Below are 26,598 nucleotides of genomic sequence, written 5' to 3' on the forward strand. Positions count from 1 at the left end.
AGCCTCCCACCACTTCCGAATAGCACGAACGCCCACTTCGATTCCGTTTCACTTCATCTCAGTGTTCGTTTGACTCACATAGATTAAAATAAGAGCGCCCTGGACAATAAATTGTCCCTTGCGCTCTTATATTTAATCTGCGTTCGTGCTATTCGTCCATGTTTGCGAGTTTTTTGGCTTGATCGGCAGCGATGCAGGCATCGATGATTTCCTGGATATCGCCGTTCATGATCTTGTCTAGTTTGTATAATGTCAGACCTATACGGTGATCTGTGACACGTCCCTGTGGAAAGTTATAAGTACGGATTTTCTCAGAGCGGTCTCCTGTTCCGATCTGGCTCTTTCTTGCTTCTGCCTCTGCATCATGCTGCTTCTGACATTCCAAATCGTAGAGTTTTGCACGCAGAAGTGCAAATGCTTTTTCTTTATTCTGCAGCTGTGATTTCTCTGTCTGGCTGTAGATTACAATTCCAGTTGGATAGTGAGTCAGACGTACAGCGGAGTCTGTTGTATTGACACACTGTCCACCGTTTCCTGATGCTCTCATAACATCGATACGAATATCTTTCTCATCGATATGAACATCCACATCTTCTGCCTCCGGCATAACTGCTACTGTGATTGTTGATGTGTGGATACGTCCGCCACTTTCTGTCTCCGGCACACGCTGCACGCGGTGTACTCCGGATTCGTATTTCATCATAGAATATGCGCCCTGTCCATCAATCATAAATGTAACATTCTTCATACCACCGATTCCAATTTCTTCGCACTCTACCAGTTCCACTTTCCAGCGTTTACTCTCTGCATAATGCAGATACATACGATAAATTTCTGCAGCAAAAAGTGCTGCTTCATCTCCACCGGCACCAGCACGGATCTCAACTACTACGTTCTTGTCATCATTAGGGTCTTTTGGAAGCAACAGGATCTTAAGCTCATGCTCAAGCTCTTCTACTCTTGCTTTCGACTCATTCAACTCCTCTTTTGCAAGTTCTCGCATATCTTCGTCAGACTCTTCATTCAGAAGTTCCAGACTTTCTTCAATGTTCTGCTTGCATGCTTTATATTCTTTGTATGCTTCTACGATTGGCGTAAGCTCACTTTGTTCTTTCATGAGCTTACGGAAACGGTTTGGGTCACTTGCCACATCCGGTTCCTGAAGTTCGCTCAAGATTTCTTCTAATCGAATTAGCAGATCTTCTAATTTATCAAACATCTCTATCTCCTCCTGTTTACCTGCAATATTACTATAACTGCCATATACCGGCGCAAACATTAAACATAATCCTCACTTCGGTATTCTCTATCCTGACCAATGTCTCACATTTTTGTTCGACTTGAATTTTATGCAACTCTTTTATTGTACATGCCACACACTACACGGTCAAGTCCTGCCAGATCCTTTTTCACATATATATTGCAAAATCCTGCATTTTTCATAAGCTTTGATACATCTTCTGCCTGGTCATGACCGATCTCGAACATGAGCCATGCACCATCATTCAGATGTGAAATGCTTTCGCTTACAATTCTTCTGTAAAAGTAAAGTCCGTCTTCATATCCGTCAAGCGCGATCCACGGATCATGAAGCTTTACTTCGTCCTCCAGTCCCTGGATCACTTCCGTTCTAATATATGGTGGGTTTGACACAATAAGGTCAAAACTTTCAGATACATTTTCAAAAATGTCACTCTGTACCCATATAACAGGAACCTTAAGTCTCTGAGCGTTCTTTTTTGCTACTTCAAGCGCATCTGCTGATATATCTGCGCCAACCGCTTTCCCCCCTGTAATGTGCTTTCTTTCTGCCGCATACTTTAAAAGACTGATCAATATACAGCCAGAACCAGTACACATATCCAGCACATACATATCCGGTCTTATCACTTTCAATGCTTCTTCCACCAGATTCTCTGTATCCTGTCTTGGTATAAGCACATGCTCATTAACAAGAAATTCATATCCCATAAACTCCTGACTTCCCGTAATATGCTGAAGTGGAATTCTTCGTGCACGCTTTTCCAGATATTCCCAATACCGTTTTGCTTCCTCTTCCGAAATATTTTTTTCCGGATTTCCATAGTAGGAAGCACGACTGATTCCAGTCACATATTCCAGTAAATACCATGCATCGATTTGAGCATCTGGTATCTGTCTGCTTTCCAGATACGCAGATCCTTCTTTATAAATCCTCTGCAGTTTTAAAGTTCTCTGCTTCATATGCTCTCCAATCAAATACTGCTTCTACTGCCTGTATTGCCACTTCAATCATTGAGTCGTCCGGTTCTTTCGTTGTCAGCTTCTGGATTGCAAGTCCTGGTCTGCTTAAAAGATTGATAATCGGATTCTCACTTCTTCCTGCAAGTTTCAGTACTTCATAAGAAATTCCTGCAATGACCGGAATCAGGGCAATTCTCACGATCACACGCATCAGCGGTGATTCCACCTGGATCAACATCAACAAAATAATACTGATTGCCAGTACGAAGAATAAGAAGCTTGTTCCACAGCGCTTATGCTGTCTGGAACTGATTCTGACATTATCAACGGTAAGCGGAAGTCCATGCTCAATGCAATTGATGCATTTGTGCTCCGCGCCATGGTACATAAATGTTCTCTGGATATCATCCATTCTTGAAATCAATGCAATATAGAGAATAAATATACCAATCCTCACAAATCCTTCCACTAATGTTCTCAAATGATACGATGGCATCAGCGGTTTTAATAATGAAGACAGAAAATACGGCAGAACCATAAATACTGCTACTGCAATTACTACAGATATTGCAACTGTCGCATTCATCATCCGTTTTTCCTGTTTTTCCTTCTTTGCGATTTCTTCCTCTGTCAGTTCTTTTTCGCCTTTTACTTCCTCTTCGTCCTCATAAAATTCAGCTGAAAACATCAACGTCTTAATTCCCAGAACCATAGAATCTATAAAATTGAACACCCCTCTGATAAACGGAATCTTCGTTAAAGCTTTCCATTTAATCACACTGTGATATTCTTCCTTCTGTACAAAAATCTCTCCATCCGGTTTTCTCACTGCAACCGCATAGTCGTCTCCATGTCTCATCATAATTCCTTCAAGGACTGCCTGTCCCCCAATATTGGATGACTTCATATAATTGCTCTCCTCATATCTGATATAAATAGAAGAAAGGGTTGAGATTCAAAAACCTCAACCCCGATAACCTTCGAACTTATTTCATTCCGTACTTCTTGTTGAACTTATCAACACGACCACGAGCCTGTGTTGCTTTCTGCTGTCCTGTGTAGAACGGATGACACTTAGAACAGATTTCTACGTGGATATCTTCTTTTGTAGATCCTGTTACGAATGTGTTACCACAGTTGCAAGTTACAGTTGCCTGATAGTATGCTGGATGTATTCCTTCTTTCATGATTTTCACCTCTTCTTTATTATTGTTGCGTTTATTTTAGTTGCGTCAAACGCGAATATTTTCTAAACAGCTTTCTTATTGTACCACACGATTGCCAGCTTGTCTATAATATTTTTTTCTTTTTTACCATTTCAATCAACTCATTGTTGTTCTTTGTATTGGAGAACATATTCAGGATACTCTCCACCGCCTCTTCCGCACGCATTCCATTGAGTGCACGGCGCATGATCTCCACAGCTTCCTGCTCATCTTTGTTAAGAAGCAGATCTTCTCTACGAGTGCTTGACTTCGGTATATCAATAGCAGGAAACATTCTTTTTTCAGAAAGCTTACGGTCAAGTACCAGTTCCATGTTACCTGTTCCTTTAAACTCCTCATATACAACATCGTCCATCTTGCTTCCTGTATCTACCAGTGCTGTAGCGAGAATTGTAAGGCTTCCACCCTCACGCATATTTCTTGCAGCACCAAAGAAACGCTTTGGCATATGAAGCGCTGCAGGATCAAGACCACCGGAAAGTGTTCTTCCGGATGGTGAAACAGTCAGGTTATACGCTCTTGCAAGACGTGTGATGCTGTCAAGCAAGATCATAACATCTTTCTTATGTTCTACAAGACGCTTTGCACGTTCAATGACCATTTCAGATACTCTCTTATGATGCTCTGGAAGCTCATCAAATGTAGAGTAAATAATCTCTACATTGTCTCCTTGAATGGTCTCTTTAATATCCGTAACTTCCTCCGGACGTTCATCAATCAGAAGAATCAGAAGATGCACTTCCGGATTATTCTTAAGAACAGACAATGCAACTTCTTTTAAAAGTGTTGTCTTACCGGCTTTCGGAGGTGATACGATCATTCCTCTCTGACCTTTACCAATTGGAGAAAGCAAGTCCATAATTCTCATAGACGTGCTTGTCTTGCCACACTCCAGACGCATTCTCTCATTTGGAAAAATCGGTGTCATCTTCTCGAAACTGCTACGTGTGAGAAGTTCCATTGGATCTGTATCATTCACTTTAGTCAGATATAACAGTGCGCTGAACTTCTCCTGCTGTGTCTTAATACGAGTATGTCCCTCCAAAATATCTCCAGTCTTCAGATTGAACCTACGGATCTGAGACGGCGAAATATAGATATCATTATCTCCTGGAAGATAATTATCACTTCGGATAAATCCGAACCCATCTGGCATAACCTCCAGAATTCCGCGTGCAACAATTCCACTGTCCAGGCGGTCAATATCATGGATTTCTTTATCTCCGGTATTCGCAGACATCTCTTTTACTGTCTCACGCTTTTCCTGTTTTTCTTTTTCCTGTTCTTTTTCATCTTCCTGTAACATCAATTCGATTACCTGGGCCTTTTTCATTGTAGAAATACCTTTCAGGCCTCTTGCTTTTGCAAGTTCTTTTAACGTCGTCAACGGTAATGTTTCATATTTTTCTTTCATCATCGCTTTATATTCCTTTCAATTATAGGCTTATGTGTCATCACGGGATTCTTTGTCAGAATAGACTTCATCTGAAACTAAAGTTTATTATACTACAAATGTTTCGCTTTTAAAAGCCTTTTTTCAAAGACATTTCTTGATTTGGTAATCTTAAAATGATATGATGGTATACAAGGGGTGACCTTGTTCAAATCCCCATATACAAAATATAGTAGAAAAAGGTGGTATTTAACGTGACAAATCAAGAAAAAGCTCTGAAAATGCACGAAGAATGGAACGGCAAACTTGAAACCATCGCAAAGTCTCATGTAAAGACTCGCGAGGATCTGGCAATTGCTTACACACCGGGTGTTGCTGAGCCATGCAAAGTTATCGCTGAAGATAAAGAAGCCGCATATAAATATACAATCAAATCCAACACAATTGCTGTTGTATCTGACGGAAGTGCCGTGCTTGGACTTGGCAATATAGGACCATTGGCTGCCATGCCTGTTATGGAAGGAAAAGCTGTCCTTTTCAAAGAATTCGGTGGTGTCAATGCTGTGCCGATCTGCCTGGACACTCAGGATACTGAAGAGATCATCAAAACTGTTGTAAATATTGCTCCTGCTTTCGGAGGCATTAACTTAGAAGACATCAGTGCTCCAAGATGCTTTGAAATTGAGGAACGTCTGAAAGAGCTTCTTAACATTCCTGTTTTCCACGACGATCAGCACGGAACTGCCATTGTAGTTCTTGCCGGAATCATTAATGCATTAAAAGTAACAGGAAAAGACAAAGAGACCTGTAAAGTCGTTGTAAATGGTGCCGGAAGTGCCGGTGTTGCAATCACAAAACTGCTTCTCACATACGGATTTTCTCATATTACAATGTGCGATATCAGTGGAATCCTCGGAAAAGATTCTCAGAATCTGAATTGGATGCAGAAAAAGATGGTCGAAGTAACAAATCTGGAAGGCAAAAAAGGAACCCTTGCTGACGCATTGAATGGTGCAGACATCTTTGTCGGTGTATCTGCTCCAAATATTGTCACAAAAGAAATGGTCGCTTCCATGAACAAAGATGCTATCCTCTTTGCGATGGCCAACCCTGTACCAGAGATCATGCCAGACCTTGCAAAAGAAGCCGGAGCAAAAGTTGTTGGAACCGGACGTTCAGACTTCCCGAACCAGGTCAACAATGTCGTTGCTTTCCCTGGAATCTTCAAAGGCGCTCTGGAAGGACGCGCAACTAAGATTACAGAAGAGATGAAACTTGCAACTGCAAAAGCAATCGCAAGCCTTGTTCCGGATGAAGAACTGAACGAAAACAATATTCTTCCGGAAGCTTTCGACCCTCGCGTTGCAGACGTTGTAAGCGAAGCTGTGAAGGAATTGATTTAATGGCTGTTTACTGGGGCGAAAAGAGATACCATTCTCTGGACTATTATCTCAAAAACACCTATGGCAGCAAATTATATAAACTATCACTGAACGGAGGCATGACTTGTCCGAACCGGGATGGAACATGCGGAACCCGTGGCTGCATTTTCTGCAGCCAGGGTGGTTCTGGTGATTTTGCCGAATCACCTTCCGAGACGATTCGTGAACAGATTGAACATGGAAAATCTAAAGTCGCCGCCAAATATGGAGGCGGTTCTTATATTGCATACTTTCAAGCATATACGAACACTTATGCACCTGTAGACTACCTTCGTAAAATATTTACTGAGGCAATCATGCACCCGGATATCAGAATTCTTTCTGTTGCAACAAGACCGGACTGTCTCGGTGAAGATATTTTAAATCTTCTTCATGAATTAAATCAGATCAAACCTGTCTGGATTGAGCTTGGACTTCAGACAATTCATGAAGATACGGTATCTTATATCCGGCGCGGCTATGATCTTCCGGTATTTGAACATGCATTAAAGAGACTTCGTCAACTGGGTATTCCGGTAATCGTACACACGATTCTCGGACTTCCAGGAGAAGATAGCAAGCGGAATCTTGAGACTATGCATTATCTGAATGAACACCACATTCAGGGAATCAAGCTACAGCTTTTACATGTTCTGAAATACACAGATCTCGCGGACGATTACCTGACAGGCAGATTTTCTGTTTATTCCATGGAAGAATATTTTGAAGTCTTAAGTTCCTGTATCTGCAATCTGAGTCCGGATATCGTCATTCACCGGCTCACCGGGGACGGTCCAAAAGATCTTCTGATTGCTCCTACCTGGAGCACAAACAAACGACATGTCTTAAACCAGATGCAGTCCTGGTTCAAGATTCACGACATCTGGCAGGGAAAGGAGTTGTAAATTATGGCAGAAGCATTTAAACTTTATAAACTGATCATTCTGTATATGCTGGATAAGGTGGATTTCCCACTGACTAATTCCCAGATTTCAGAATTCATTTTAAACGAAGGCTACACGACATATTTTAAATTGCAACAGGCTCTTTCAGAGCTTTTGGATTCTGGATTTATTCGTGAAGAGTCCACGCACACAAGAACATTTTATCACCTGACAGAAGAAGGCGAGGAAACAATTCATTACTTTAAAAATGATATTTCACCTGCAATCCAGGAAGATATTAACAGTTTTCTCAGTAATAAACAATATGAACTGAAAAATGAAGTTGCCATAAAAGCTGACTATTATCGAAATCCCAACATGGAATATTGTGTCCGCTGTCAGATACTGGAACGTGATGCTCCTTTAATCGACCTGACGCTCACTGTTCCAACGGAATCTGAAGCAATGGCAATTGCAGCAAACTGGACACAAAAGAATGAAAAGATATACGCCAATCTAATGGCCGAATTATTATAGGCATATCCCCAAAAAAAAGAATGAACTGTATTTTAATTTTCATTGTAAATACAGTTCATTCTCTTTTTATTTAGCCCGGATTTGTATTATCATTATCTTCCAAGGAATGTTCCTACAAAGATTCCATAGTAGTTACCAATGACATATCCAAGAGTACCGACCAGAAGTGCCGGAACTACCATTGCCTGCCATCCTTTCGCAATTGCAAGCGCTGCGGCTGTTGTAGGTCCACCTACATTTGCATTCGATGCAATACAGATCTCTTCCAGGTTGAATTTGAAAATCTTACCAAATACAAAGGAGAAGATCATGTTCATACCAACGATGATTGCACAGAATACAAGGAGTAATGGTGCCTGTGTCATGATCAGGTAGATAGATGCCGGAACACCGATTACTGCAAAGAAGATATGAATCAGGAATGTACCAATTTCCTGTGCGCCACCAATATTTCCCATAAATTCTGGTTTAATTGTTGCCAATAACATGGTCAATGTAGGCATGATCAAATATTTGTTTCCAAGAAGACCGTTTAATAATGCCAGTCCAAAATTACTTGTTGGAATCAATCCTGCAAAGAAATCTGCAATTGCTGTCGAAATTGCTACGATTGCAAATGCAATCGCAAGTGCCTCTGCGATATCGATCAGTGCGACCGGTTTTGCTTTCCAGTAACTTGCTGCCTGGTTTTCACCTTCACCACTTGCTTTTCTTGCTTCTACTTCATCAATATATGGATGTTTAAATTTCTTCAAGAAGAATTCAATTGTTGGAATTGCAATCAGTACGAAGAAATAAAGTGCCATCAAGAGGTTATCTGCTACCACTGAAGAAGATACCATATCTCCGCTTGCTCCAAATGCATCAGACATTGCTACTAGGTTTACACTTCCTCCTGTGTATGTACCAACCATCATAGCTGCTATCTTATTCAGATCTGCAATCTGGTTATGTAACAGATAAAATGCTACAATACCACCGACCAGTGTACCAATACCGCTGATCAGATAAATTACAAGCACACGTCCACTTTCTTTCCATATTTTCTTCACATTTGCATTAAACAAAAGAAGTGGTACTGCAAGTGGTACAACATATGACCATACAAAATCATATGCCGGTGCATCTGTCGGGATTACCCGGATGTTAGAAAGAATCATAGCTCCAATCAAAGCAATAACACAACCTGTTACTTTTCCTGCCCATTTGTACTTCTGCTCCATCCAGATAGCTAATGCTGCGATGACTACTAATATTGCAAACAACGCCCACGTATTATCCGCACTAATTAATGTTCTCATATGAATCCCTGCCTTTCTCAATCCTATAAACAAGTTACTTTTTCGTATTCTTTATTTCCATACTTCTTTGAATACTCGATAAAAATTCTTATAGCCAATCTTGTCAAGCTCTTCCTGACTGTATCCCCTCTTCTTTAATACTGCCAGGATATTCTTTGCTTCTGCCTCATTAGAAATACCGTCGCCACTCGGTGAATCGACATGATCACTGAATGTCTTAAGCGCCTCTCCTCCAAGGTAGTCATCAAAGTCAAATCCAAGACCAATATGATCGATTCCGATCAGATCAGCAATATACTCGACATGGTCTGCCAAATGCTCGACATTTTGTTCATCGTGCTTTTCAGAAATAAACTCTCTCATACTGTTCATTCCCACCAGACCGCCAGTCTTAGCAATCGCCTTCAACATGTCATCTGTCAGGTTGCGCATTGCCGGACATACACTACGTGCATTGGAATGTGATGCAATAATCGGTCCCTGCGCCAGATCAATGACACCCCAGAAACATTTGTCATTTAGATGTGATACATCCATCACCATTCCAAGATCCTGAATCCGCTTTACGGCTTTCTTTCCGGCTTCTGTAAGTCCCCTTGTTACATCCACCGGCCATCCGGTTGCCAATGCGTTTAATTCATTCCAGGTAAGCATTGCATGTCTGACACCTACTTCATCATAAAAATAGTTGATCATATCAATGTCTTCCCCAATCTGGCTTAACCCTTCCATTCCGGTTACGATATTTAATTTTCCTTCTTTTGTACCTTTTTCAAAATCATCGTACTTCTTCACAAAATTCAGAATATCTGCAGAATCTTCCATTTCCTGCTTAATACTCTTTACAATCTGTTTGGATCGTTTCACTGGATCACTATCATATGGTGGATCGATCCAGATTACGAAAATTCCTCCTGTAACACCACCTTCCTGGAACTTATGCAGATGATGCTTACGAAAAATATCTCTTTCTCCGTGATCTACTGCACGGCAAGTTACATCTGTCCACACATCTCCATGGCCATCAAAAATCATTCTATCTTCTCCCTTCTGACATTTTCAAGACATCTCACATACCGATTATTTTTTCACCACCCTCCTGTTTCATCGGATTAAGAGTCTTTTTTCATTTTTATATATGCACGCCATGTTGTTGCAAATTTTTTCCACTCGATAAGACCATCTTCCTGAATTCTGGATCCGAGTGCCGCATGATGCGGTGCTTCTTTTACAACTTGTGGCGTAGTATATGCTTCTTCTGCAATCTGACGATATGCATCTACAAACTCATCAATGTCATCCTTTGAGTAAGATTCTACAGGCTCTGGTGTAAAAGGTTCTGGAATGATTCTTGGATGATGACTTGTAAAATAATCTTGAAAACCATAATCCACGATTCGTCTGCAGATATCATCTGTCGTTACACCTGTCTCGTCCGTCAATTCTTTCCAGCTCAGTCTTGCCTGTTCTAATCTGTATTTTCCTTTCGCATATGGCAAGGAAATTCCTTTTATCTCCAAAAGTTTTTTCAACATATAATTATTATTTAAAATCGACATTTCTGCAATCTGTTTCATTCCATCCGGACCGAGAGTTCGAATATATGCATAGGTTCTCACAAGAACTGCAGGCGCTCCATAAAATTTTCTTAACTTGCCAATGCTATCCGGGCGATTGTAATCCAGATAATATTTTTCTCCGTCAAATTCTACTGTCGGTGCTGCAACAAACTTTGCAAGCTTCTCACATACGCATTGTGCTCCGGCTGCCGGTCCCTGACATCCGTGCGGTGAAGAAAAGGATTTGTGCAGATTATAATGACACATATCAAATCCTGCATCTCGCGCTCTTGTAATTCCGAACAGTCCATTTAAGTTTGCCTGGTCATATACGCATAAGCCTCCAGCTGCATGAACAATATCTACAAATTCTTTAATTTTCTCATTGTAGATTCCGGTATCTTCCGGATTGGTAATCATAAGTGCGGCTGTATGTTCAGAAACGGCTGCTTTTAGAGCATCTATATCTGGCACACCGTTTTCATCTGGATATAAAGTGATTACCTTATATCCAAGCGTTGCAGCGGCACCTGGATTGCCCGGATGCGATAAAATGGTCGTAATAATCTCATTTCGCTGTTCACCCTCACCTCTGGATTCATGATAAGCACGAATTGTCTCTACATTTGCAAAGATTGCCTGAGTACCGCCTCCTGGCTGTAAGCTTACTTTATCCATACCCGAAATTGCCTTGATGTACTGCTCATCTCGATACATAATTTCCAGGATTCCCTGAATAGTTGACTCGTCCTGATATGGATGAACTTCGCTTAATTTTTCAGATCTCACCAATTGTTCATGTATCTTCGGACTATACTTCATAGTACAGGTTCCAAGCCCGATATCAATATTAAAATCTGTTCCAATCGTCTCCTGAGATAATCTCATATAATGTCTGAGTACCTGCATCTGAGACATTTCCGGAAGCTTCGGTGCTTTTTTTCGAATCAGATTTTTCGGAAGCAGCGTTTCTACGGTTCCTGTTGCTTTTGTAACTTTTTCATCTGCTTTGGGAACTAATATTCCTCGTTCACCTGGATTGCCAAGTTTCATAATTATAGGTTCGTCCCATCTTGCTTCGTGGAAATCCCGATTGAACAAAATCGCTGCGCGATGGCCTGCCAAGGCTGTGGCGCAGTTTTATTTTTATTAAAAAAGCAGTGGAATTACTTTCCATAATCCGTTATTGTTAAGTTACCACACGAAACAACTGAACTAAGAAAGCTCCACTGCCTATGATAAGAATAACATTTTCCAGTCTCTTCCGCAATCGGAATTATGACGCTAATGCACCTCCGAATAGGTAGATGTAATTATTAACACTACTTATTCTGGAGGTTTTATTATGTATAAAGATATTTTTGAATCCATCCGCAATGAAGCGGAAAAACGTAACCTGCGTGAAAGAACGATTCAACTGTATTGCTCGGATGTCAGTTACTTCCTTCGTTGGATCGGAAAAAATGTTTCTAATCTTACACTTGAAGATGCGGAAAGTTTTCTTACTGCAAAACGTCTGGAAGGCAGGTCTCCTGAAACTCACAATCACTATCGGTCTGCAATCAAGTTCTTATATAAAAAGGTGCTGAAGATTCTCTGGGATGATGACACTGTTCCAGCTATGAAAAGAGAGCGAAATCTTCCTGCCGTTCTATCCCGCGATGAAATAAATGCAATCATTGACGCCACTCCGAATCTGAAGCATAAAGCGATTATTGCAACTATGTATTCTTCCGGATTACGTGTATCGGAGGTCGTTCATCTCCATTATGATGACATTTCCCGTACCAACATGACAATTCATGTTCGTGAAACCAAAGGCAGAATTGACAGGTATACGATTCTGTCTCAAAAAAATTTAGACCTTCTCACTGAGTATTGGTACAAATGTGGTCGCCCCAAAGATATCCTTTTCCCAAGTTCCTGGACCGGTGGATATCTTGATATAACCGGTGTTAACCAGTTCTTTAAGAAAAGTGCTAAACTCGCCGGCATTACCCGTCATGTTTCCTCTCATGCATGTCGTCATAGTTTTGCCAGCCACTTATTCGAAAGTGGCACAGATATAAAATATATCCAGTCACTTCTGGGACATGTTGATCCTCGCTCTACAGATGTTTACCTTCATGTGAGCAACAAGACACTTCTTGGGATCCGCAGCCCGTTCGACAACCCGGAAGGTGGTGAATCATGAGTAAGGATTGTACGATTCAGGATGTTTTTCATCGTTTTTATCCATCTTTTGAATCCACACATAGTATTTCTCCCGCTCAGCGAAAGGCCGCTTATCACATCATGAATTGCAAAACCGGTGCCTTTGGTGTGAATGTAAGCGTATGCGAGGACTGCGGCTGCATGTCAGTCCACTATAACTCCTGCCGTGACAGATGCTGTCCTATGTGTCAGGAGTTTCCAAAGGAAAAGTGGGTAGATGCACGGCGTGAGGATATCTTAGATGCTCCTTATTTCCATGTGGTTTTTACAGTTCCAGAAGAACTCAATCCCATTATCTACAGCAACCAGAAATTCTTATATACTGCTCTTTATCATGCGGCTTCAGATACTCTCAGTGAACTTGCTGCTGATAGTAAATATCTTGGGACTGATATCGGCTATATTTGTATCCTCCATACATGGGGAAGTACCATGAATTTTCATCCTCATATCCATGCGATTGTTCTTGGTGGAGGGCTGGATGTGAAAAATCATTGGAAAGACAATGGGAAAGATTTTTTCCTTCCGATTAAGGTAATCTCAAAAACGTTTCGTGGAAAATACATGGCTGAACTTAAGCAGCTCTGGGAAAATGACAGGCTTGAATTTCATGGATCGGCTGCACCTTACAAAAACTACTATACTTTCAAGGAATTGTTAAATACCTGCTATACAAAGGAATGGATTCCTTATTGCAAGAAACCATTTGACGGTGCCGAATCTGTCATCAGATACCTTGGAAAATACACCCACCGGATTGCTATCAGCAACTACCGTATCAAAGACATGACAGAATCTACAGTTACTTTTTCTGCTAAAGATTACAAAAACCAAGGGCTTTGGAAAGAGATCACCATATCCGGCGAGGAATTTATCCGTCGATTTTTAATGCATGTTCCTCCAAAACGTTTTGTACGTATCAGGCACTATGGTCTTCTTTCATCCAGAAATAAGAAGAAAAAGATTACCCTATGCAGAAACATCCTTGGTTGCAAAAAATATATTTCCAAGCTGAAAGATATGGATGCACCTGCCATTATCCGTCTTCTTTATCACAAAGATATATGCAAGTGTTCTTCCTGTGGTGGTAAGATTATTCCTCTGCCTACAGAACAACATTTTATAAAACCAAAACCACATATGCTCTGTTAACGTATCATAACTGTATATTTTTTTAGCTTCCTTAGGGAGGCTTATTTCTGGTGTCATAATACAGGACTGAATGATAAATTCTATGTGTTTCTATGTGTACACGCTATCCTATTATAAATAGAGTGTCAGAATTAAAAGTCCATATAGAGTTGACGCGCTTTGTTCAACCAGAAAAAATCGAAATTGATGCAAACGAAAGGGCAGTTAATGAAAAGTCTCAATACTGCTTTTTCGTTTGCACCACCTTCGATTCTTTCCTTAACGCTTTGTCTTTATCATTATACTACCACACCCAAGAACTTTTGTACATTTTTTCATGTAAAAAACCCCTCACACCATTATTGATGTAAGGGGTTTTCTATATAAGCTAATTAACGTTCTATGTTAGTCACCTACAGTGTACTATTTCTGGTTAATTGCTGCCTGTGCTGCTGCGAGGCGAGCGATTGGTACACGGAATGGTGAGCAAGATACATAGTCAAGACCGATCTTGTTGCAGAATTCAACTGAAGATGGATCTCCACCGTGCTCTCCACAGATACCAACGTGAAGGCTTGGGTTAACCGGCTTACCTAATTCGATAGCCATTTCCATTAATTTACCAACACCTGTCTGGTCAAGCTTAGCAAATGGATCATTCTCGAAGATCTTAGCATCATAGTAAGCTTCTAAGAACTTACCAGCATCGTCACGAGAGAATCCGTATGTCATCTGTGTTAAGTCGTTTGTACCGAAGCAGAAGAAGTCAGCTTCTGAAGCGATCTGATCAGCAGTAAGAGCTGCTCTTGGAATCTCGATCATTGTTCCAACTTCGTACTCAAGGTCGCTGCCTGCTGCTGCGATCTCAGCGTCTGCTGTCTCTACTACAAATTTCTTAACATATTTAAGTTCTTTGATGTCTCCAACAAGTGGAATCATAATCTCTGGTTTTACGTTCCAGTCTGGGTGAGCTTTCTTTACATTGATTGCTGCACGGATAACAGCGCTTGTCTGCATCTTAGCAATCTCTGGATATGTTACTGCAAGACGGCATCCACGGTGTCCCATCATTGGGTTGAACTCATGAAGGCTGTCGATGATTGTCTTGATCTGCTCAACAGTTTTGCCCTGAGCGTCAGCAAGTTTCTTAATGTCTTCCTCTTCTGTAGGAACGAACTCATGAAGCGGTGGATCAAGGAAACGGATTGTAACCGGGTTACCTTCCAGTGCTTCATACAGTTTTTCGAAATCTCCCTGCTGTTCCGGAAGGATCTTAGCAAGTGCTGCTTCTCTTTCTTCTTCTGTCTCAGAGCAGATCATTTCACGGAATGCATCAATTCTGTTTCCTTCGAAGAACATATGCTCTGTACGGCAAAGTCCGATACCTTCTGCACCGAGCTCACGAGCTTTAACAGCGTCAGATGGTGTATCAGCATTTGTACGAACTTTCATAGTTCTGTATTTGTCAGCCCATCCCATAATTCTTCCGAATTCACCAGCGATTGTTGCATCAACTGTCGGGATGATACCATCATAGATATTACCTGTAGAACCATCAAGTGAGATGCAGTCTCCTTCATGATATTCTTTTCCGGCAAGTGTAAATTTCTTATTAGCTTCGTCCATTGCGATGTCACCGCAACCAGATACACAGCATGTACCCATACCACGAGCAACTACGGCTGCGTGAGATGTCATACCACCACGAACTGTCAGGATACCCTGTGCAGACTTCATACCTGTGATATCTTCCGGTGATGTCTCAAGACGTACAAGAACAACTTTTTCTCCTCTTGCAGCCCATTCAACAGCGTCATCAGCTGTGAATACGATCTTACCGCAAGCAGCTCCTGGAGATGCTCCAAGTGCTTTAGCAAGTGGTGTAGCAGCTTTCAGTGCTGCAGCATCGAACTGTGGGTGAAGCAGAGAGTCAAGGTTACGAGGGTCGATCATTGCAACAGCCTCTTCCTCTGTTCTCATTCCTTCATCAACAAGATCACAAGCGATCTTCAGAGCAGCTTTTGCTGTTCTCTTACCATTACGTGTCTGTAACATGTACAGTTTACCATGCTCTACAGTAAACTCCATGTCCTGCATATCTCTATAGTGTTTTTCAAGAGTTTCACAAACCTGTTTGAACTGTACGAATGCTTCTGGGAATTTCTCTTCCATTTCTGAAATGTGCATTGGTGTACGAACGCCGGCAACTACGTCTTCTCCCTGTGCATTTGTAAGGAATTCTCCGAACAGACCGTTCTCTCCTGTAGCTGGATCACGAGTAAACGCAACACCTGTACCACAGTCATCTCCCATATTTCCAAATGCCATCATCTGAACATTAACTGCGGTTCCCCAGGAATAAGGAATATCATTGTCGCGGCGATACACATTTGCGCGAGGATTATCCCAAGAGCGGAATACTGCCTTTATAGCTTCTGTTAACTGCTCTTTTGGATCTGTCGGGAAATCGGTACCAATCTTTTCTTTATATTCTGCCTTAAACTGCCCTGCCAGTTCTTTCAGATCATCCGCGGTAAGCTCTACATCAAGCTTCACACCACGTTTTGCCTTCATCTGATCAATCAGTTCTTCAAAATATTTCTTACCTACTTCCATAACTACATCGGAAAACATCTGAATGAATCTGCGATAGCAGTCCCATGCCCAGCGTGGATTACCGGACGCACAAGCCAAAGTCTCGACAACTTCTTCATTGAGTCCGAGATTCAGGATTGTGTCCATCATACCTGGCATCGATGCTCGTGCTCCAGAACGAACAGAAACGAGCAGCGGATTTGTCTTATCACCAAATTTCTTGCCTGTGATAACTTCCATCTGATCAATGGCTTCAAGAATCTGTTTCATAATCTCGTCATTGATCTGTCTGCCATCTTCATAGTACTGTGTGCAGGCTTCCGTTGTCACGGTAAAGCCTTGTGGTACCGGCAGTTCCAAATTCGTCATCTCCGCAAGATTTGCGCCTTTGCCACCAAGGAGATTTCTCATGGTAGCGTTACCTTCTGTAAACATATAAACCCATTTCGCCATAGCTATGACCTCCTAATACATTTCATGTTAAGGGTCAAAGCCAAAAACACCATTGTTTTTGTAGAAAATGGTCATGAGGCAAAACCCCAACATTATATTTTTTGTAAGCTGCAACTATATTATAGCACTTTGTTATATTTTTGTCAATAAAACAGAGGGATTATTCTCCCTCTGCTCTACAATAATTCGCATGCTTTTCGACATATTTCGTTCCTTAAAAATGTTCTTGGCATCTTTACTGAGAAATGCGCGTCGTGCAACGTATACACGTAAATACTACATATTTTTCAAAAATGCAACATAGCCTTTATATGCCTCGTATACATCGGCTTTGCTTGTCACTTCCCAAGGTGCATGCATGGATAACACTGCCACACCGCTGTCTATGACTTCCATGCCGTAATTTGCCATGATGTAAGCAATTGTTCCACCACCGCCTGCGTCAACTTTTCCAAGTTCGGCGAACTGATAAGATACATCTGCATCATCCATGACACCACGAATCTTTGCAAGGTACTCTGCATTGGCATCATTAGAACCACTCTTACCACGGCTCCCGGTGAATTTATTAAATACAAGTCCTTTCCCGAAAAATGCAGAACTTCTCTTTTCGAACACATCTGCGTACATCGGATCATATGCTGCACTTACATCGGAAGATAACATTCTGGAATTCTGCAAAGCTCTTCTGACTTGCAGCTCGGACTCCCCGTCAGTCATAGCAACCAGTTCAGCCACTACATTTTCAAAGAATCTGGAATGCATACCGGTTGCTCCTACGCTTCCGATCTCTTCCTTATCTACAAGGATGCAGCATCCGGTACGTGTGACCTGAGGCGTATCCAGAATTGCAAATAAAGATGTAAATGCACAAACACGGTCATCCTGACCGTATGCCAGCACCATGCTTCTGTCAAGACCACAGTCTCTTGCTTTTCCTGCCGGAACAATCTCAAGTTCTGCAGAGAGGAAATCTTCTTCCTCCATATCATAATATTTCTTCAGAAGTTCCATCACATTTGCCTTAACTGCTTCTTTTTCTTCCTGATCAAGAGAAGGATCCTGCTCAAGCGGCCGGCTTCCAATTAAAAGATCCAGCTTCTCGCCTTCTACGACTACACTTCCCTTTTTCTCAAGCTGCTTTGATGCAAGATGTACAAGAAGATCTGTAATCACAAATACCGGATCTTCCTCCTCATCTCCAATGCTGACTGGAACAATTGTTCCGTCTTTTTTTGCGATCACACCGTGAACAGCAAGCGGAAGTGTTACCCATTGATATTTCTTGATTCCTCCATAATAATGAGTATCCAGATAAGCCAGCTCTTCATTTTCATATAAAGGGTTCTGCTTCACATCAATACGCGGAGAGTCAATGTGTGCACCTAAGATATTCATTCCATTTTCCAACGGCTCCTGACCGATGATGAACAGGACAATACTCTTATCCATGCACACTGCATACACTTTATCCCCGGCTTTTAATTTTACATGTTCCTTCTGAAGCTCTTTTAAATTCTTATATCCGGCAGCTTCTGCCTTTTTCACCGCAAGTGTAATACACTCACGTTCTGTCTTTCCATCGTCCAGACAATTCTTATATGTCTCATTGATCTTGTCTAATTTTTCCAGTTCTGTCTGGTCATATACTTTCCATGCATTTCTACGTTCCATGCTCAAGACTCCTTTTTTCTTATATTTCGCAGCTAAATTTCTGCCACAATTTGATAATAAGTATATCATATTATAAATACATTATTTACATTTTTCCTAAAGTTCATTATAATTTTAATTGCATTTTAATTGTTATACTATCAAAAGGGGAAATGAACATGAAAATTTTGATTCAAAAATGGAACAACATCAGTCTGATCAAACGCATTATCTGCGGTCTGATCATCGGAATTGCTTTGGGACTTATTTTCCCACAGGCGACCGCAATCTCCATTCTCGGAGATCTGTTCGTCGGAGCACTTCGCGGAATCGCACCGCTTCTTGTATTCTTCCTGATTATGAGTTCCCTTTGCCGCATGGCAAAAGGCCAGAAAACGAACATGTCTTTTATCGTGATACTGTACCTGCTCGGCAATCTGTTCTCTGCATTATCAGCAGTTATTGCCAGCTACTTGTTCCCGGTAACTCTGACATTTTCACAGAGCACGAATACTCAGGATATCACACCACCGACCGGTGTCACAGAAGTGCTGAAAAATCTGCTGATGAATGTCGTTGCGAATCCAGTCGACTCACTGGTAAACGCCAATTATATCGGAATCCTTGCATGGGCCATCATACTTGGCATTGCTCTTAAGAGCGCAAGTGATGGCACAAAGAATGCTTTGGAGAATATTTCAGATGCTATCGCGACTGCAGTAAAATGGATCATTAACTGTGCACCATTTGGTATCATGGGACTGATCTTCACTACAATCTCCGAGCAGGGACTCGACGTTCTTCTCGGATACGGACGTCTGATCTGCGTACTGGTCGGAACCATGCTCTTCGTGGCACTTATTATGAATCCACTGATTACATTTATCTGCCTTCGTAAGAACCCATACCCACTTGTGCTTCGCTGCCTGAAAGACAGCGGACTGACAGCATTCTTCACCCGAAGCTCTGCTGCCAACATTCCGGTCAACATGAAACTCTGCCAGGATCTTGGTTTGGACGAGGATACTTACTCCATCTCCATTCCACTTGGCGCAACTATCAATATGGCAGGAGCTGCTATTACAATCTCCACTATGGCACTTGCCGCAGCACATACACTGAATATCCACGTAGACTTCCCGACTGCACTGATTCTGTGCGTCCTCTCTGCAGCCAGCGCTGCCGGAGCTTCCGGTGTAGCCGGTGGATCACTCCTTCTGATTCCACTTGCCTGCAGCCTCTTCGGTATTCCGAACGATGTCGCTATGCAAGTCGTTGGTGTCGGATTCATCGTTGGAGTTATCCAGGATTCCTGCGAAACCGCACTGAACTCATCTACCGATGTCCTCTTTACGGCAATCGGAGAGATGCGTACACGAAAATAATGAATTAGGGACGTAGTAAAACTTTAAAATACTACGTCCCTAATTATTATTTTACCATGTAAATTTCTTTTCAAAGTAAGCGTCAAGATCTTCTATTTTGATTCTCTCCTGCTCCATTGTGTCACGGTCACGTACTGTAACTGCTCCGTCTTCTTCGGAATCGAAGTCGTATGTTACACAGAATGGTGTTCCGATCTCGTCCTGACGACGATAACGTTTTCCGATATTTCCACGGTCATCGAACTCGCAGTTGTATTTCTTAGCAAGCTGTGCATATACTTTCTCTGCTCCTTCGTTGAGCTTCTTGGAAAGTGGAAGTATACCAATCTTCACTGGTGCAAGTGCCGGATGGAAGTGAAGAACAGTTCTTGTATCCGGCTTATCTTCTGTTCCAATATTCTCTTCATCATAAGCTGCACACAGGAATGCAAGAACTACACGGTCTGCTCCAAGTGACGGCTCAATAACATATGGTGTATATTTTTCTTTCTTCTCGTCATCAAAATAAGTAAGATCCTGTTTTGACACATTCATATGCTGTGTCAGATCATAATCTGTACGATCTGCGATTCCCCACAGTTCTCCCCAGCCAAATGGGAACAGGAACTCGATATCCGTAGTTGCTTTACTGTAGAATGAAAGCTCCTCTTTATCATGGTCACGATAACGTACTTCTTCGTCTTTCAGTCCCAGTGTGTGTAACCAGTCAAGACAGAACTTCTTCCAGTAAGCGAACCACTCAAGATCTGTATCAGGCTCACAGAAGAACTCTAACTCCATCTGTTCGAACTCTCTTGTACGGAATGTAAAGTTACCTGGTGTAATCTCATTTCTGAATGATTTACCAATCTGTCCGATTCCAAATGGAATCTTCTTTCTTGATGTACGCTGTACGTTCTTAAAGTTTACAAAGATTCCCTGTGCTGTCTCTGGTCTTAAATATACTGTATTCTTTGCATCTTCTGTAACTCCCTGGAATGTCTTGAACATTAGGTTGAACTCACGGATCTCTGTGAAATCATGTTTACCGCAAGTCGGACATGGAACATTATTCTCTTTAATAAAATTCTCCATCTGCTCATGGCTCCAGCCGTCGATGCTGTCTCCAATCTCAATACCATGCTCGTGAGCGTAATCTTCAATAAGTTTATCAGCTCTGAAACGCTCATGGCATTCTTTACAATCCATAAGAGGGTCGCTGAATCCGCCAAGATGACCACTTGCAATCCATGTTTGTGGATTCATAAGGATCGCACAATCTACGCCGACATTATATGGTGATTCCTGAATGAACTTCTGCCACCATGCTTTTTTAACATTATTCTTAAGCTCAACTCCGAGATTTCCATAATCCCATGTATTTGCAAGTCCTCCGTAAATCTCAGACCCCGGATACACGAATCCTCTGGATTTTGCTAAAGCTACAATTTTGTCCATTGTTTTTTCTACCATATTCCCTTCTCCTTCTCCTCTGATATTGTTAATAATTATACAGTTAATACTATCTATTTTCAAGTCTATTTCCCATATATTTACTTTGTATTTCTATAAATCAAACTATTGTCTCTAATATTTCCAGTGATTTAAAGTTTCTTCCCACGTATACATTCAGGTAATTGCGGATCAGATTCTCCAGTTCCAAAAGCACTTCTTCTTTTACTGCAAATGTATATAACTTCTCTACTTTTGAGCTGATAATATACTGAAGCGTATATAAAGTAGATGTCCCTACCATCACCGCGTCCGGCGCATGAATCTCACATTTTCTACAGACCAGACCGCCTTTTCTGACGCTGAACTTCATATTTTCTTCCCAGCTTCCACAACTGACACATTCAAACACCTGTGGGCCTTCTCCATTGATACAAACCGCCTTTAACTCATAAATGCACCGAATCAGCCGATTTGGTATATGTACATTTGTAAGGGCGCGCAATGTCTGATACAAAAGTTTTAAGAGTTCTGTCTCATCGTTGGCTTCCCTTGCATAGTACCCTGCAAAATCCAGAAAATAAAAACCATAGTAAGCACCTTCCACGTCTGTCCGAAGTTCAGAAAAATAATTGGAAATAGAGGCCGACATCAATGTATATGATGTCCGCCCCTCATAGACTACAAATTCTCCAAATGAAAATGGGCTTGTCACCCCAAGGAGGGAACTATTGGTTCTTCTGGCTCCTCTTGCAAATGCTGCAATTTTCCCACGTTCTTTTGTAAGCAGTACAACACGTCTGTCATAATCGCCCACCGGATTTGCCGAAAGCACCATGCCCGTCACGGTAATCTGATTCATAGGTCTTCTTCTGTGAACGCTCCATGACTCTGTAGCAGATCTTCATGCCACGGTAATAGAGATAGTCCACAATCCTTCCTGTCTTCATAAATTGCTTCCAGTACTTTTCTTCCATAAGGTCACCTCATCATAAGCTTGTTTTCATGTAAATGTTTTTCCTTATGATTAGATTCCCCCAAATACCACTCATTTTATTCTTCTTCCCGATATCCAAAATTTTTCATCAGAAATTCGCTGTCTCTCCAGTCCTTCTTTACCTTCACCCAAAGCTTCAGATTGACCTTACAATCCAACATTCTCTCAATCTCATAACGGGCAGTACTTCCAATTTTTTTCAGCATACTCCCCTGTTTTCCGATGATGATTCCCTTGTGTGAATCACGCTCACAGATGATCGTTGCATCAATATGCATAACTTTGTTCTGCATTTTCATACGGTCAATCGCAACCGCGATTCCATGCGGAATTTCATCTTGCAAGCTGTGCAATGCTTTCTCACGGATCAATTCTGCCACAATCTGACGTTCCGGCTGATCTGTCACTGTGTCCTCATCATAAAACTGTGGTCCATATGGAAGATATTTCATAATGACGCGTAGAAGTTCATCCGTATTGTCACCACTTCTTGCAGATACCGGAACAATATCTGCAAAGTCATAAATATCTTTGTATGCAGCAATTGCCGGCAGAATCTCTTCTCTCTTCACAGAATCCACCTTATTGATGACGAGAATGACCGGTGTCTTGACTCTCTGAAGCTGCTTTGCAATATGCTGTTCGCCCGCTCCGATAAATGTAGTTGGCTCCACAAGCCAAAGCACGACATCCACTTCATTCAATGTCTTCTCAGCCACATTTACCATGTACTCGCCGAGCTTGTTTTTCGCCTTGTGGATTCCTGGTGTATCAACAAATACAATCTGACCTTCATCCGTTGTCAGAACCGTCTGGATACGGTTACGTGTTGTCTGCGGTTTGTTAGATGTAATGGCAATCTTCTGCCCGATCAGGTAATTCATTAATGTAGATTTTCCCACATTCGGACGTCCAATCAATGTCACAAAACCAGACTTAAAATCATTCTTCATATGTTCTCCTCTCAATTAGGGACACCCCTAATCACTGATGGGGACGTAATATTTTAATGATGCCAGGGTCAAAAGGTCTAAATCCACGTGAGCTTGCTCATAAGTGGATGAAAGACCTTGGAATCCGCCCCAACATCATTTTAACGAAATGCTACGTCCCTAATTAAAAGCTTGTCACATCGCCAAATAATTCTTTATCTTCTTCTATTTTCTCTTCTCCACCAATGACACACAACTGGTCTGCTGCCAGTACTGCTTTCGCCACCTTGGCGAGTGCCCGGATATCTTCCTGTGCCGCATCCAGGATCTGTGCGCGTTCTTTCTTAATCATCTCGGCACTTACTTTGTTCATGTAGAGATTCATAGAACGTTCGCCCTTAGTCGCCGGTGTCATTGGCTGATCCATGTTACTGATTGTTCCAATGATGTATTTTGTCATATCACGGTCACTGACAGTAAAGTTCTCCAGGTAATCTACCACACCCTCATATACATCAATGGTACGTTTTAAATTCGGGTCACGGTAAGACACAAAGTAACCTTCTCCGATGCGGTTGAAACTGCTCATGCAGCCGTAAGCTCCGCCTTTGACACGGATATTCTGCCACAGATAATCATAGCTTAAGATCACTTTGAGAATCTGCAGTGCTCCTGTATATTCTACGCCACGATCTATGAAGTTACCAGTGCGTGCTACATACTGAACTTTTGATGCAGTCTTAAATCCTTCATTCTTTTTCTCGCAATGAATGATGCACGGTGTCTCTGTTACGTTCTCATGATTGAGCCTTCCGGCTAGTTCCGCGATTCTCGGCTCCATGCCCTCAAGACCTTCTCTTGCCGCTGTATAGCTGATCATCATATTGTCCGGACGGAAGATTTTCTTTGTCAGTGCGTACAATCTCTGCGATAACGCCCCTTTTTCCTCGTCAAAATGTTCCTCTATATAGGCAACTCGTTTGTAGAAGTCAATTCCGCTTGTCATATCTTTGAATTTAGCAGACGGTGATGCATAAGACAGTGCACGAAGTGCTGCGGTCGTATGCCCAGAAGACTGGAACTTCATAATCAGCCTTGATTTCAGCATAGCAAGGATCTCCCGGATTCGTTTCGTATCATCCAGTTTTGATGCCGTAAGAATCTCTGCCATCATGGCAAATGTTTTCTCAAGTTGTGAGTATAATGCTTTTCCTTTGATCTCAAATGTCGCTTTGAATTCTTTTTCTTTCACACGGGTCACATTATTATACAGCTCCAGTGATGTACCGATTCCTCCGGTATTTACATTTATCTCATTGAATAACTCACTGTATTCATAGTTCTCTGTATCAATAATTCCAAGTACTGACTGCAGGATTCCAACATCCGCCAGTTCTTCTGCACTGACACCGGACAGATCGAACATAACGTTCACATATCCGATTCCATTTGTCTCAATCTCATGGTAAACAACCGGCACATCTGCCAGCTTCATTTCTTCATTAAAGAATGGAGCTATCTCTCTGGAAATGTCTTCTCTGCGCAGTACCGGGATTTTTTCCAGATTTTCTATCACTTCCGGCTCAGACTGGTACTCTTCCAGCGCCTTCGTGTCTGCCACCAGTTTTTCAACCTCTGCATTGCTCAATGACTCTTTATATTTCTGAAGCTTGTCCTGGAGCTGTGCATCCAGACGTGCTGTACGTCCCTGCTCCGGGCGGACCACTACGATTGCTCCGTGTGTATTGTCAAGCAGATACTTCTGGATCAGTTCTTCATAATATCCGGTTCCAACTTTGTTCTTTAAAAATGCAAATGTCTCTAACGCCTCAATATGGATAAACGGCTGGTTTTCATCATAAAGCCAGCTATCCATAACTTGGAGTCCATACATAAGTCCTTTTGGATAATTTCCAAAATCAGCTTCTCTGTATCGGAATTCGTTGTAGTTGATTCCTGCCAGCAGCGCTTTCTGGTTGATGCCATTCTTCACCTGGTCTCTAAGAACGTCTTCAATCACCTTCACAAACTCATCTTTCTGACTTTCCTCTGCATTTTTCGCAACGACAGAGAAAATAGGCTGATACACACCATTGTCATAAGAACCCATAATGTCTTTTCCGATTCCGGCATCGGTAAGGGCCTTCTTAAGCGGTGCTCCCGGTGCAGATAACAGTGCGTAATCCAGGATTTCAAATGCCTGATAGAGTTCTCGGTCCAATGTTGTTCCAATGACCTTATTATAAGAAAGAAATGTATTCTCTTCTGTAGATTCATCGCTTGCTATAGAATATTCAAAAGTCTTCTCCTGTACCTCATCAAATGGCTTCTGCAAATGAATCTCTGAGTTTACGTCCTTTTTGTCATAGTGACACAGGTATTCCTCGTCAAGCCAGCGAAGTTTTTCCTCCATATCCATATCTCCGTACAGATAAATATAACTGTTGGACGGATGGTAATATGTTCTATGGAAATCAAGAAACTGCTCGTAAGTAAGCTGTGGAATCACCTCCGGATCTCCACCGGACTCATTTGCATAGCAGTTATCCGGGAACAAGGTATTCAGAACAACCCGATCCAGAACTCCCTCCGGTGAGGAAAATGCTCCCTTCATCTCATTGTATACAACTCCATTGTAGGAAAGTTCGCCATCTTTTTCATCCAGCTTGTAGCTCCAGCCCTCCTGACGGAATGTCTTATCATGATTGTAAATATTCGGATGCAAAACCGCATCCATATATACATGCATCAGATTCTGAAAATCCTTGTCATTACAGCTTGCCACCGGATAAACAGTCTTATCCGGATACGTCATTGCATTTAAAAATGTATTCAAAGATCCCTTCACCAGCTCTACAAATGGATCCTTTGCCGGGAAATTCTTTGACCCGCAGAGTACGGAATGCTCCATAATATGCGGAACTCCTGTACTGTCTGACGGTGGTGTCCGAAATGCAATGCTGAACACTTTGTTATTGTCATCATTCTCAACAAGCAGAACTCTCGCGCCACTTTTCTTATGCTTTAAAAGCTTTCCTTTCGCTTTAATACCCTTTAAATCTTCGTCTTTTAATACTTCATACGTCGTTAAGTCTTTTACACTCATAAACTCTTTCCGATGTTCTCCTTTCTCATACACTGAGGCTATTATATCACATTTTTCCACAAAATAAACTGTAAGCCCTTTGGAATACATGAGGATTTTTTATATAATAGGAAATGCAATTCCCTATTATATAAAAAAACATCTGCTCTTTAGAAAT

The 26,598-nt window shown here is 41.7% G+C and carries 21 protein-coding genes; 6 read left to right on the plus strand and 15 right to left on the minus strand.

Translation table 11 applies throughout. From position 1 onward, the window contains the following. Window positions 1–148 precede the first annotated feature (148 nt). The 5 genes from prfA to rho form a co-directional block, all read right to left on the minus strand. Complete coding sequence (prfA, locus tag G593_RS0109880) at window positions 149–1,219, minus strand: peptide chain release factor 1 (RefSeq protein WP_029731587.1); 1,071 nt, start codon at window positions 1,217–1,219, stop codon at window positions 149–151. 128 nt (window positions 1,220–1,347) lie between these two features. Further along, window positions 1,348–2,223 carry a peptide chain release factor N(5)-glutamine methyltransferase gene (gene prmC / locus G593_RS0109885; protein ID WP_029731588.1) on the minus strand — a complete coding sequence of 292 codons (876 nt, stop codon included), beginning with the start codon at window positions 2,221–2,223 and terminating at the stop codon, window positions 1,348–1,350. Continuing rightward, window positions 2,186–3,130 carry a DUF1385 domain-containing protein gene (locus tag G593_RS0109890; protein ID WP_029731589.1) on the minus strand — a complete coding sequence of 315 codons (945 nt, stop codon included), beginning with the start codon at window positions 3,128–3,130 and terminating at the stop codon, window positions 2,186–2,188. Before G593_RS0109890 ends, prmC begins: the two co-directional genes overlap by 38 nt. Window positions 3,131–3,209: 79 nt before the next feature. Continuing rightward, entirely contained in the window at window positions 3,210–3,410 is a 201-nt protein-coding gene (rpmE, locus tag G593_RS0109895; protein ID WP_005334394.1) for a 50S ribosomal protein L31, read from the minus strand. 103 nt (window positions 3,411–3,513) lie between these two features. Continuing rightward, a complete protein-coding gene (rho, locus tag G593_RS0109900; RefSeq protein WP_029731591.1) occupies window positions 3,514–4,863 on the minus strand; it encodes a transcription termination factor Rho in 1,350 nt (449 codons plus the stop codon). 233 nt (window positions 4,864–5,096) lie between these two features. Here rho and G593_RS0109905 point away from each other — a divergent pair, with 233 nt between their 5' ends. The 3 genes from G593_RS0109905 to G593_RS0109915 are packed head-to-tail and all read left to right on the plus strand — an operon-like array spanning window position 5,097 to window position 7,684. After that, complete coding sequence (locus tag G593_RS0109905) at window positions 5,097–6,245, plus strand: NAD(P)-dependent malic enzyme (protein ID WP_022279154.1); 1,149 nt, start codon at window positions 5,097–5,099, stop codon at window positions 6,243–6,245. After that, entirely contained in the window at window positions 6,245–7,168 is a 924-nt protein-coding gene (locus G593_RS0109910) for a TIGR01212 family radical SAM protein (protein ID WP_005337099.1), read from the plus strand. Before G593_RS0109905 ends, G593_RS0109910 begins: the two co-directional genes overlap by 1 nt. A 3-nt stretch (window positions 7,169–7,171) precedes the next feature. After that, on the plus strand, window positions 7,172–7,684 hold the full coding sequence (locus tag G593_RS0109915; protein WP_005334399.1) for a DUF4364 family protein: 513 nt from the start codon (window positions 7,172–7,174) through the stop codon (window positions 7,682–7,684). A gap of 92 nt (window positions 7,685–7,776) precedes the next feature. Here the strand turns inward: G593_RS0109915 and G593_RS0109920 are convergent, their stop codons facing one another. The 3 genes from G593_RS0109920 to gcvPB form a co-directional block, all read right to left on the minus strand. Further along, window positions 7,777–8,985, minus strand: a complete 1,209-nt coding sequence (locus G593_RS0109920) for a DUF819 family protein (RefSeq protein ID WP_005337097.1) — start codon at window positions 8,983–8,985, stop codon at window positions 7,777–7,779. 51 nt (window positions 8,986–9,036) lie between these two features. Beyond that, window positions 9,037–10,020 carry a dipeptidase gene (locus G593_RS0109925; protein WP_029731592.1) on the minus strand — a complete coding sequence of 328 codons (984 nt, stop codon included), beginning with the start codon at window positions 10,018–10,020 and terminating at the stop codon, window positions 9,037–9,039. 77 nt (window positions 10,021–10,097) lie between these two features. Further along, complete coding sequence (gene gcvPB / locus G593_RS0109930) at window positions 10,098–11,669, minus strand: aminomethyl-transferring glycine dehydrogenase subunit GcvPB (protein ID WP_044994351.1); 1,572 nt, start codon at window positions 11,667–11,669, stop codon at window positions 10,098–10,100. A 220-nt stretch (window positions 11,670–11,889) separates the two neighbouring features. Here gcvPB and G593_RS0109935 point away from each other — a divergent pair, with 220 nt between their 5' ends. Continuing rightward, window positions 11,890–12,738: a tyrosine-type recombinase/integrase gene (locus G593_RS0109935; protein ID WP_029730641.1), complete on the plus strand. Its 849-nt coding sequence runs from the start codon at window positions 11,890–11,892 to the stop codon at window positions 12,736–12,738. Next, on the plus strand, window positions 12,735–13,910 hold the full coding sequence (locus G593_RS0109940) for an IS91 family transposase (RefSeq protein ID WP_029730642.1): 1,176 nt from the start codon (window positions 12,735–12,737) through the stop codon (window positions 13,908–13,910). The genes G593_RS0109935 and G593_RS0109940 overlap by 4 nt, the downstream gene beginning before the upstream one ends. A gap of 402 nt (window positions 13,911–14,312) precedes the next feature. On the opposite strand, the gene ppdK is transcribed toward G593_RS0109940, so the two are convergent. Further along, window positions 14,313–16,937: a pyruvate, phosphate dikinase gene (gene ppdK, locus G593_RS0109945; RefSeq protein WP_029731595.1), complete on the minus strand. Its 2,625-nt coding sequence runs from the start codon at window positions 16,935–16,937 to the stop codon at window positions 14,313–14,315. Between the two features lie 276 nt (window positions 16,938–17,213). Beyond that, window positions 17,214–18,611: an aminopeptidase gene (locus G593_RS0109950; protein WP_029731596.1), complete on the minus strand. Its 1,398-nt coding sequence runs from the start codon at window positions 18,609–18,611 to the stop codon at window positions 17,214–17,216. Window positions 18,612–18,769: 158 nt separating this feature from the next. Between G593_RS0109950 and sstT the strand changes: the two genes are divergently transcribed. After that, a complete protein-coding gene (gene sstT / locus G593_RS0109955; RefSeq protein WP_029731597.1) occupies window positions 18,770–19,975 on the plus strand; it encodes a serine/threonine transporter SstT in 1,206 nt (401 codons plus the stop codon). A gap of 51 nt (window positions 19,976–20,026) precedes the next feature. Here sstT and G593_RS0109960 read toward each other — a convergent pair whose 3' ends face one another. The 5 genes from G593_RS0109960 to G593_RS0109980 all read right to left on the minus strand — a co-directional run bounded on the left by G593_RS0109960 (window position 20,027) and on the right by G593_RS0109980 (window position 26,441). Next, window positions 20,027–21,427, minus strand: coding sequence for a glycine--tRNA ligase (locus G593_RS0109960; protein WP_005337253.1), 1,401 nt, complete (start codon window positions 21,425–21,427; stop codon window positions 20,027–20,029). A 100-nt stretch (window positions 21,428–21,527) separates the two neighbouring features. Beyond that, window positions 21,528–22,268 carry a DNA repair protein RecO gene (gene recO / locus G593_RS0109965; RefSeq protein ID WP_005337241.1) on the minus strand — a complete coding sequence of 247 codons (741 nt, stop codon included), beginning with the start codon at window positions 22,266–22,268 and terminating at the stop codon, window positions 21,528–21,530. Next, window positions 22,210–22,383 carry a hypothetical protein gene (locus G593_RS20505; protein ID WP_005337240.1) on the minus strand — a complete coding sequence of 58 codons (174 nt, stop codon included), beginning with the start codon at window positions 22,381–22,383 and terminating at the stop codon, window positions 22,210–22,212. Before G593_RS20505 ends, recO begins: the two co-directional genes overlap by 59 nt. A gap of 76 nt (window positions 22,384–22,459) precedes the next feature. After that, window positions 22,460–23,356 (minus strand): GTPase Era, encoded by an 897-nt coding sequence (era, locus tag G593_RS0109975; protein WP_005334279.1) that lies wholly within the window; start codon window positions 23,354–23,356, stop codon window positions 22,460–22,462. Between the two features lie 163 nt (window positions 23,357–23,519). Further along, the gene (locus G593_RS0109980; protein WP_029731598.1) at window positions 23,520–26,441 is read right to left on the minus strand and encodes an insulinase family protein; all 2,922 of its coding nucleotides are present in this window, start codon (window positions 26,439–26,441) and stop codon (window positions 23,520–23,522) included. Window positions 26,442–26,598: the final 157 nt, after the last annotated feature.

This window comes from Dorea sp. AGR2135 (genome assembly GCF_000420885.1).
Classification (GTDB): Bacteria; Bacillota; Clostridia; order Lachnospirales; family Lachnospiraceae; genus Dorea; species Dorea formicigenerans.

What these genes read in the sequence shown, in the direction of transcription:
- prfA (WP_029731587.1), bottom strand. Translation starts at nt 1,219, where the DNA reads ATGTTTGATAAATTAGAAGATCTGCTAATTCGATTAGAAGAAATCTTG.
- prmC (WP_029731588.1), bottom strand. Translation starts at nt 2,223, where the DNA reads ATGAAGCAGAGAACTTTAAAACTGCAGAGGATTTATAAAGAAGGATCT.
- G593_RS0109890 (WP_029731589.1), bottom strand. Translation starts at nt 3,130, where the DNA reads ATGAAGTCATCCAATATTGGGGGACAGGCAGTCCTTGAAGGAATTATG.
- rpmE (WP_005334394.1), bottom strand. Translation starts at nt 3,410, where the DNA reads ATGAAAGAAGGAATACATCCAGCATACTATCAGGCAACTGTAACTTGC.
- rho (WP_029731591.1), bottom strand. Translation starts at nt 4,863, where the DNA reads ATGAAAGAAAAATATGAAACATTACCGTTGACGACGTTAAAAGAACTT.
- G593_RS0109910 (WP_005337099.1), top strand. Translation starts at nt 6,245, where the DNA reads ATGGCTGTTTACTGGGGCGAAAAGAGATACCATTCTCTGGACTATTAT.
- G593_RS0109915 (WP_005334399.1), top strand. Translation starts at nt 7,172, where the DNA reads ATGGCAGAAGCATTTAAACTTTATAAACTGATCATTCTGTATATGCTG.
- G593_RS0109920 (WP_005337097.1), bottom strand. Translation starts at nt 8,985, where the DNA reads ATGAGAACATTAATTAGTGCGGATAATACGTGGGCGTTGTTTGCAATA.
- G593_RS0109925 (WP_029731592.1), bottom strand. Translation starts at nt 10,020, where the DNA reads ATGATTTTTGATGGCCATGGAGATGTGTGGACAGATGTAACTTGCCGT.
- G593_RS0109935 (WP_029730641.1), top strand. Translation starts at nt 11,890, where the DNA reads ATGTATAAAGATATTTTTGAATCCATCCGCAATGAAGCGGAAAAACGT.
- G593_RS0109940 (WP_029730642.1), top strand. Translation starts at nt 12,735, where the DNA reads ATGAGTAAGGATTGTACGATTCAGGATGTTTTTCATCGTTTTTATCCA.
- ppdK (WP_029731595.1), bottom strand. Translation starts at nt 16,937, where the DNA reads ATGGCGAAATGGGTTTATATGTTTACAGAAGGTAACGCTACCATGAGA.
- G593_RS0109950 (WP_029731596.1), bottom strand. Translation starts at nt 18,611, where the DNA reads ATGGAACGTAGAAATGCATGGAAAGTATATGACCAGACAGAACTGGAA.
- sstT (WP_029731597.1), top strand. Translation starts at nt 18,770, where the DNA reads ATGAAAATTTTGATTCAAAAATGGAACAACATCAGTCTGATCAAACGC.
- G593_RS0109960 (WP_005337253.1), bottom strand. Translation starts at nt 21,427, where the DNA reads ATGGTAGAAAAAACAATGGACAAAATTGTAGCTTTAGCAAAATCCAGA.
- recO (WP_005337241.1), bottom strand. Translation starts at nt 22,268, where the DNA reads ATGAATCAGATTACCGTGACGGGCATGGTGCTTTCGGCAAATCCGGTG.
- G593_RS20505 (WP_005337240.1), bottom strand. Translation starts at nt 22,383, where the DNA reads ATGGAAGAAAAGTACTGGAAGCAATTTATGAAGACAGGAAGGATTGTG.
- era (WP_005334279.1), bottom strand. Translation starts at nt 23,356, where the DNA reads ATGAAGAATGATTTTAAGTCTGGTTTTGTGACATTGATTGGACGTCCG.
- G593_RS0109980 (WP_029731598.1), bottom strand. Translation starts at nt 26,441, where the DNA reads ATGAGTGTAAAAGACTTAACGACGTATGAAGTATTAAAAGACGAAGAT.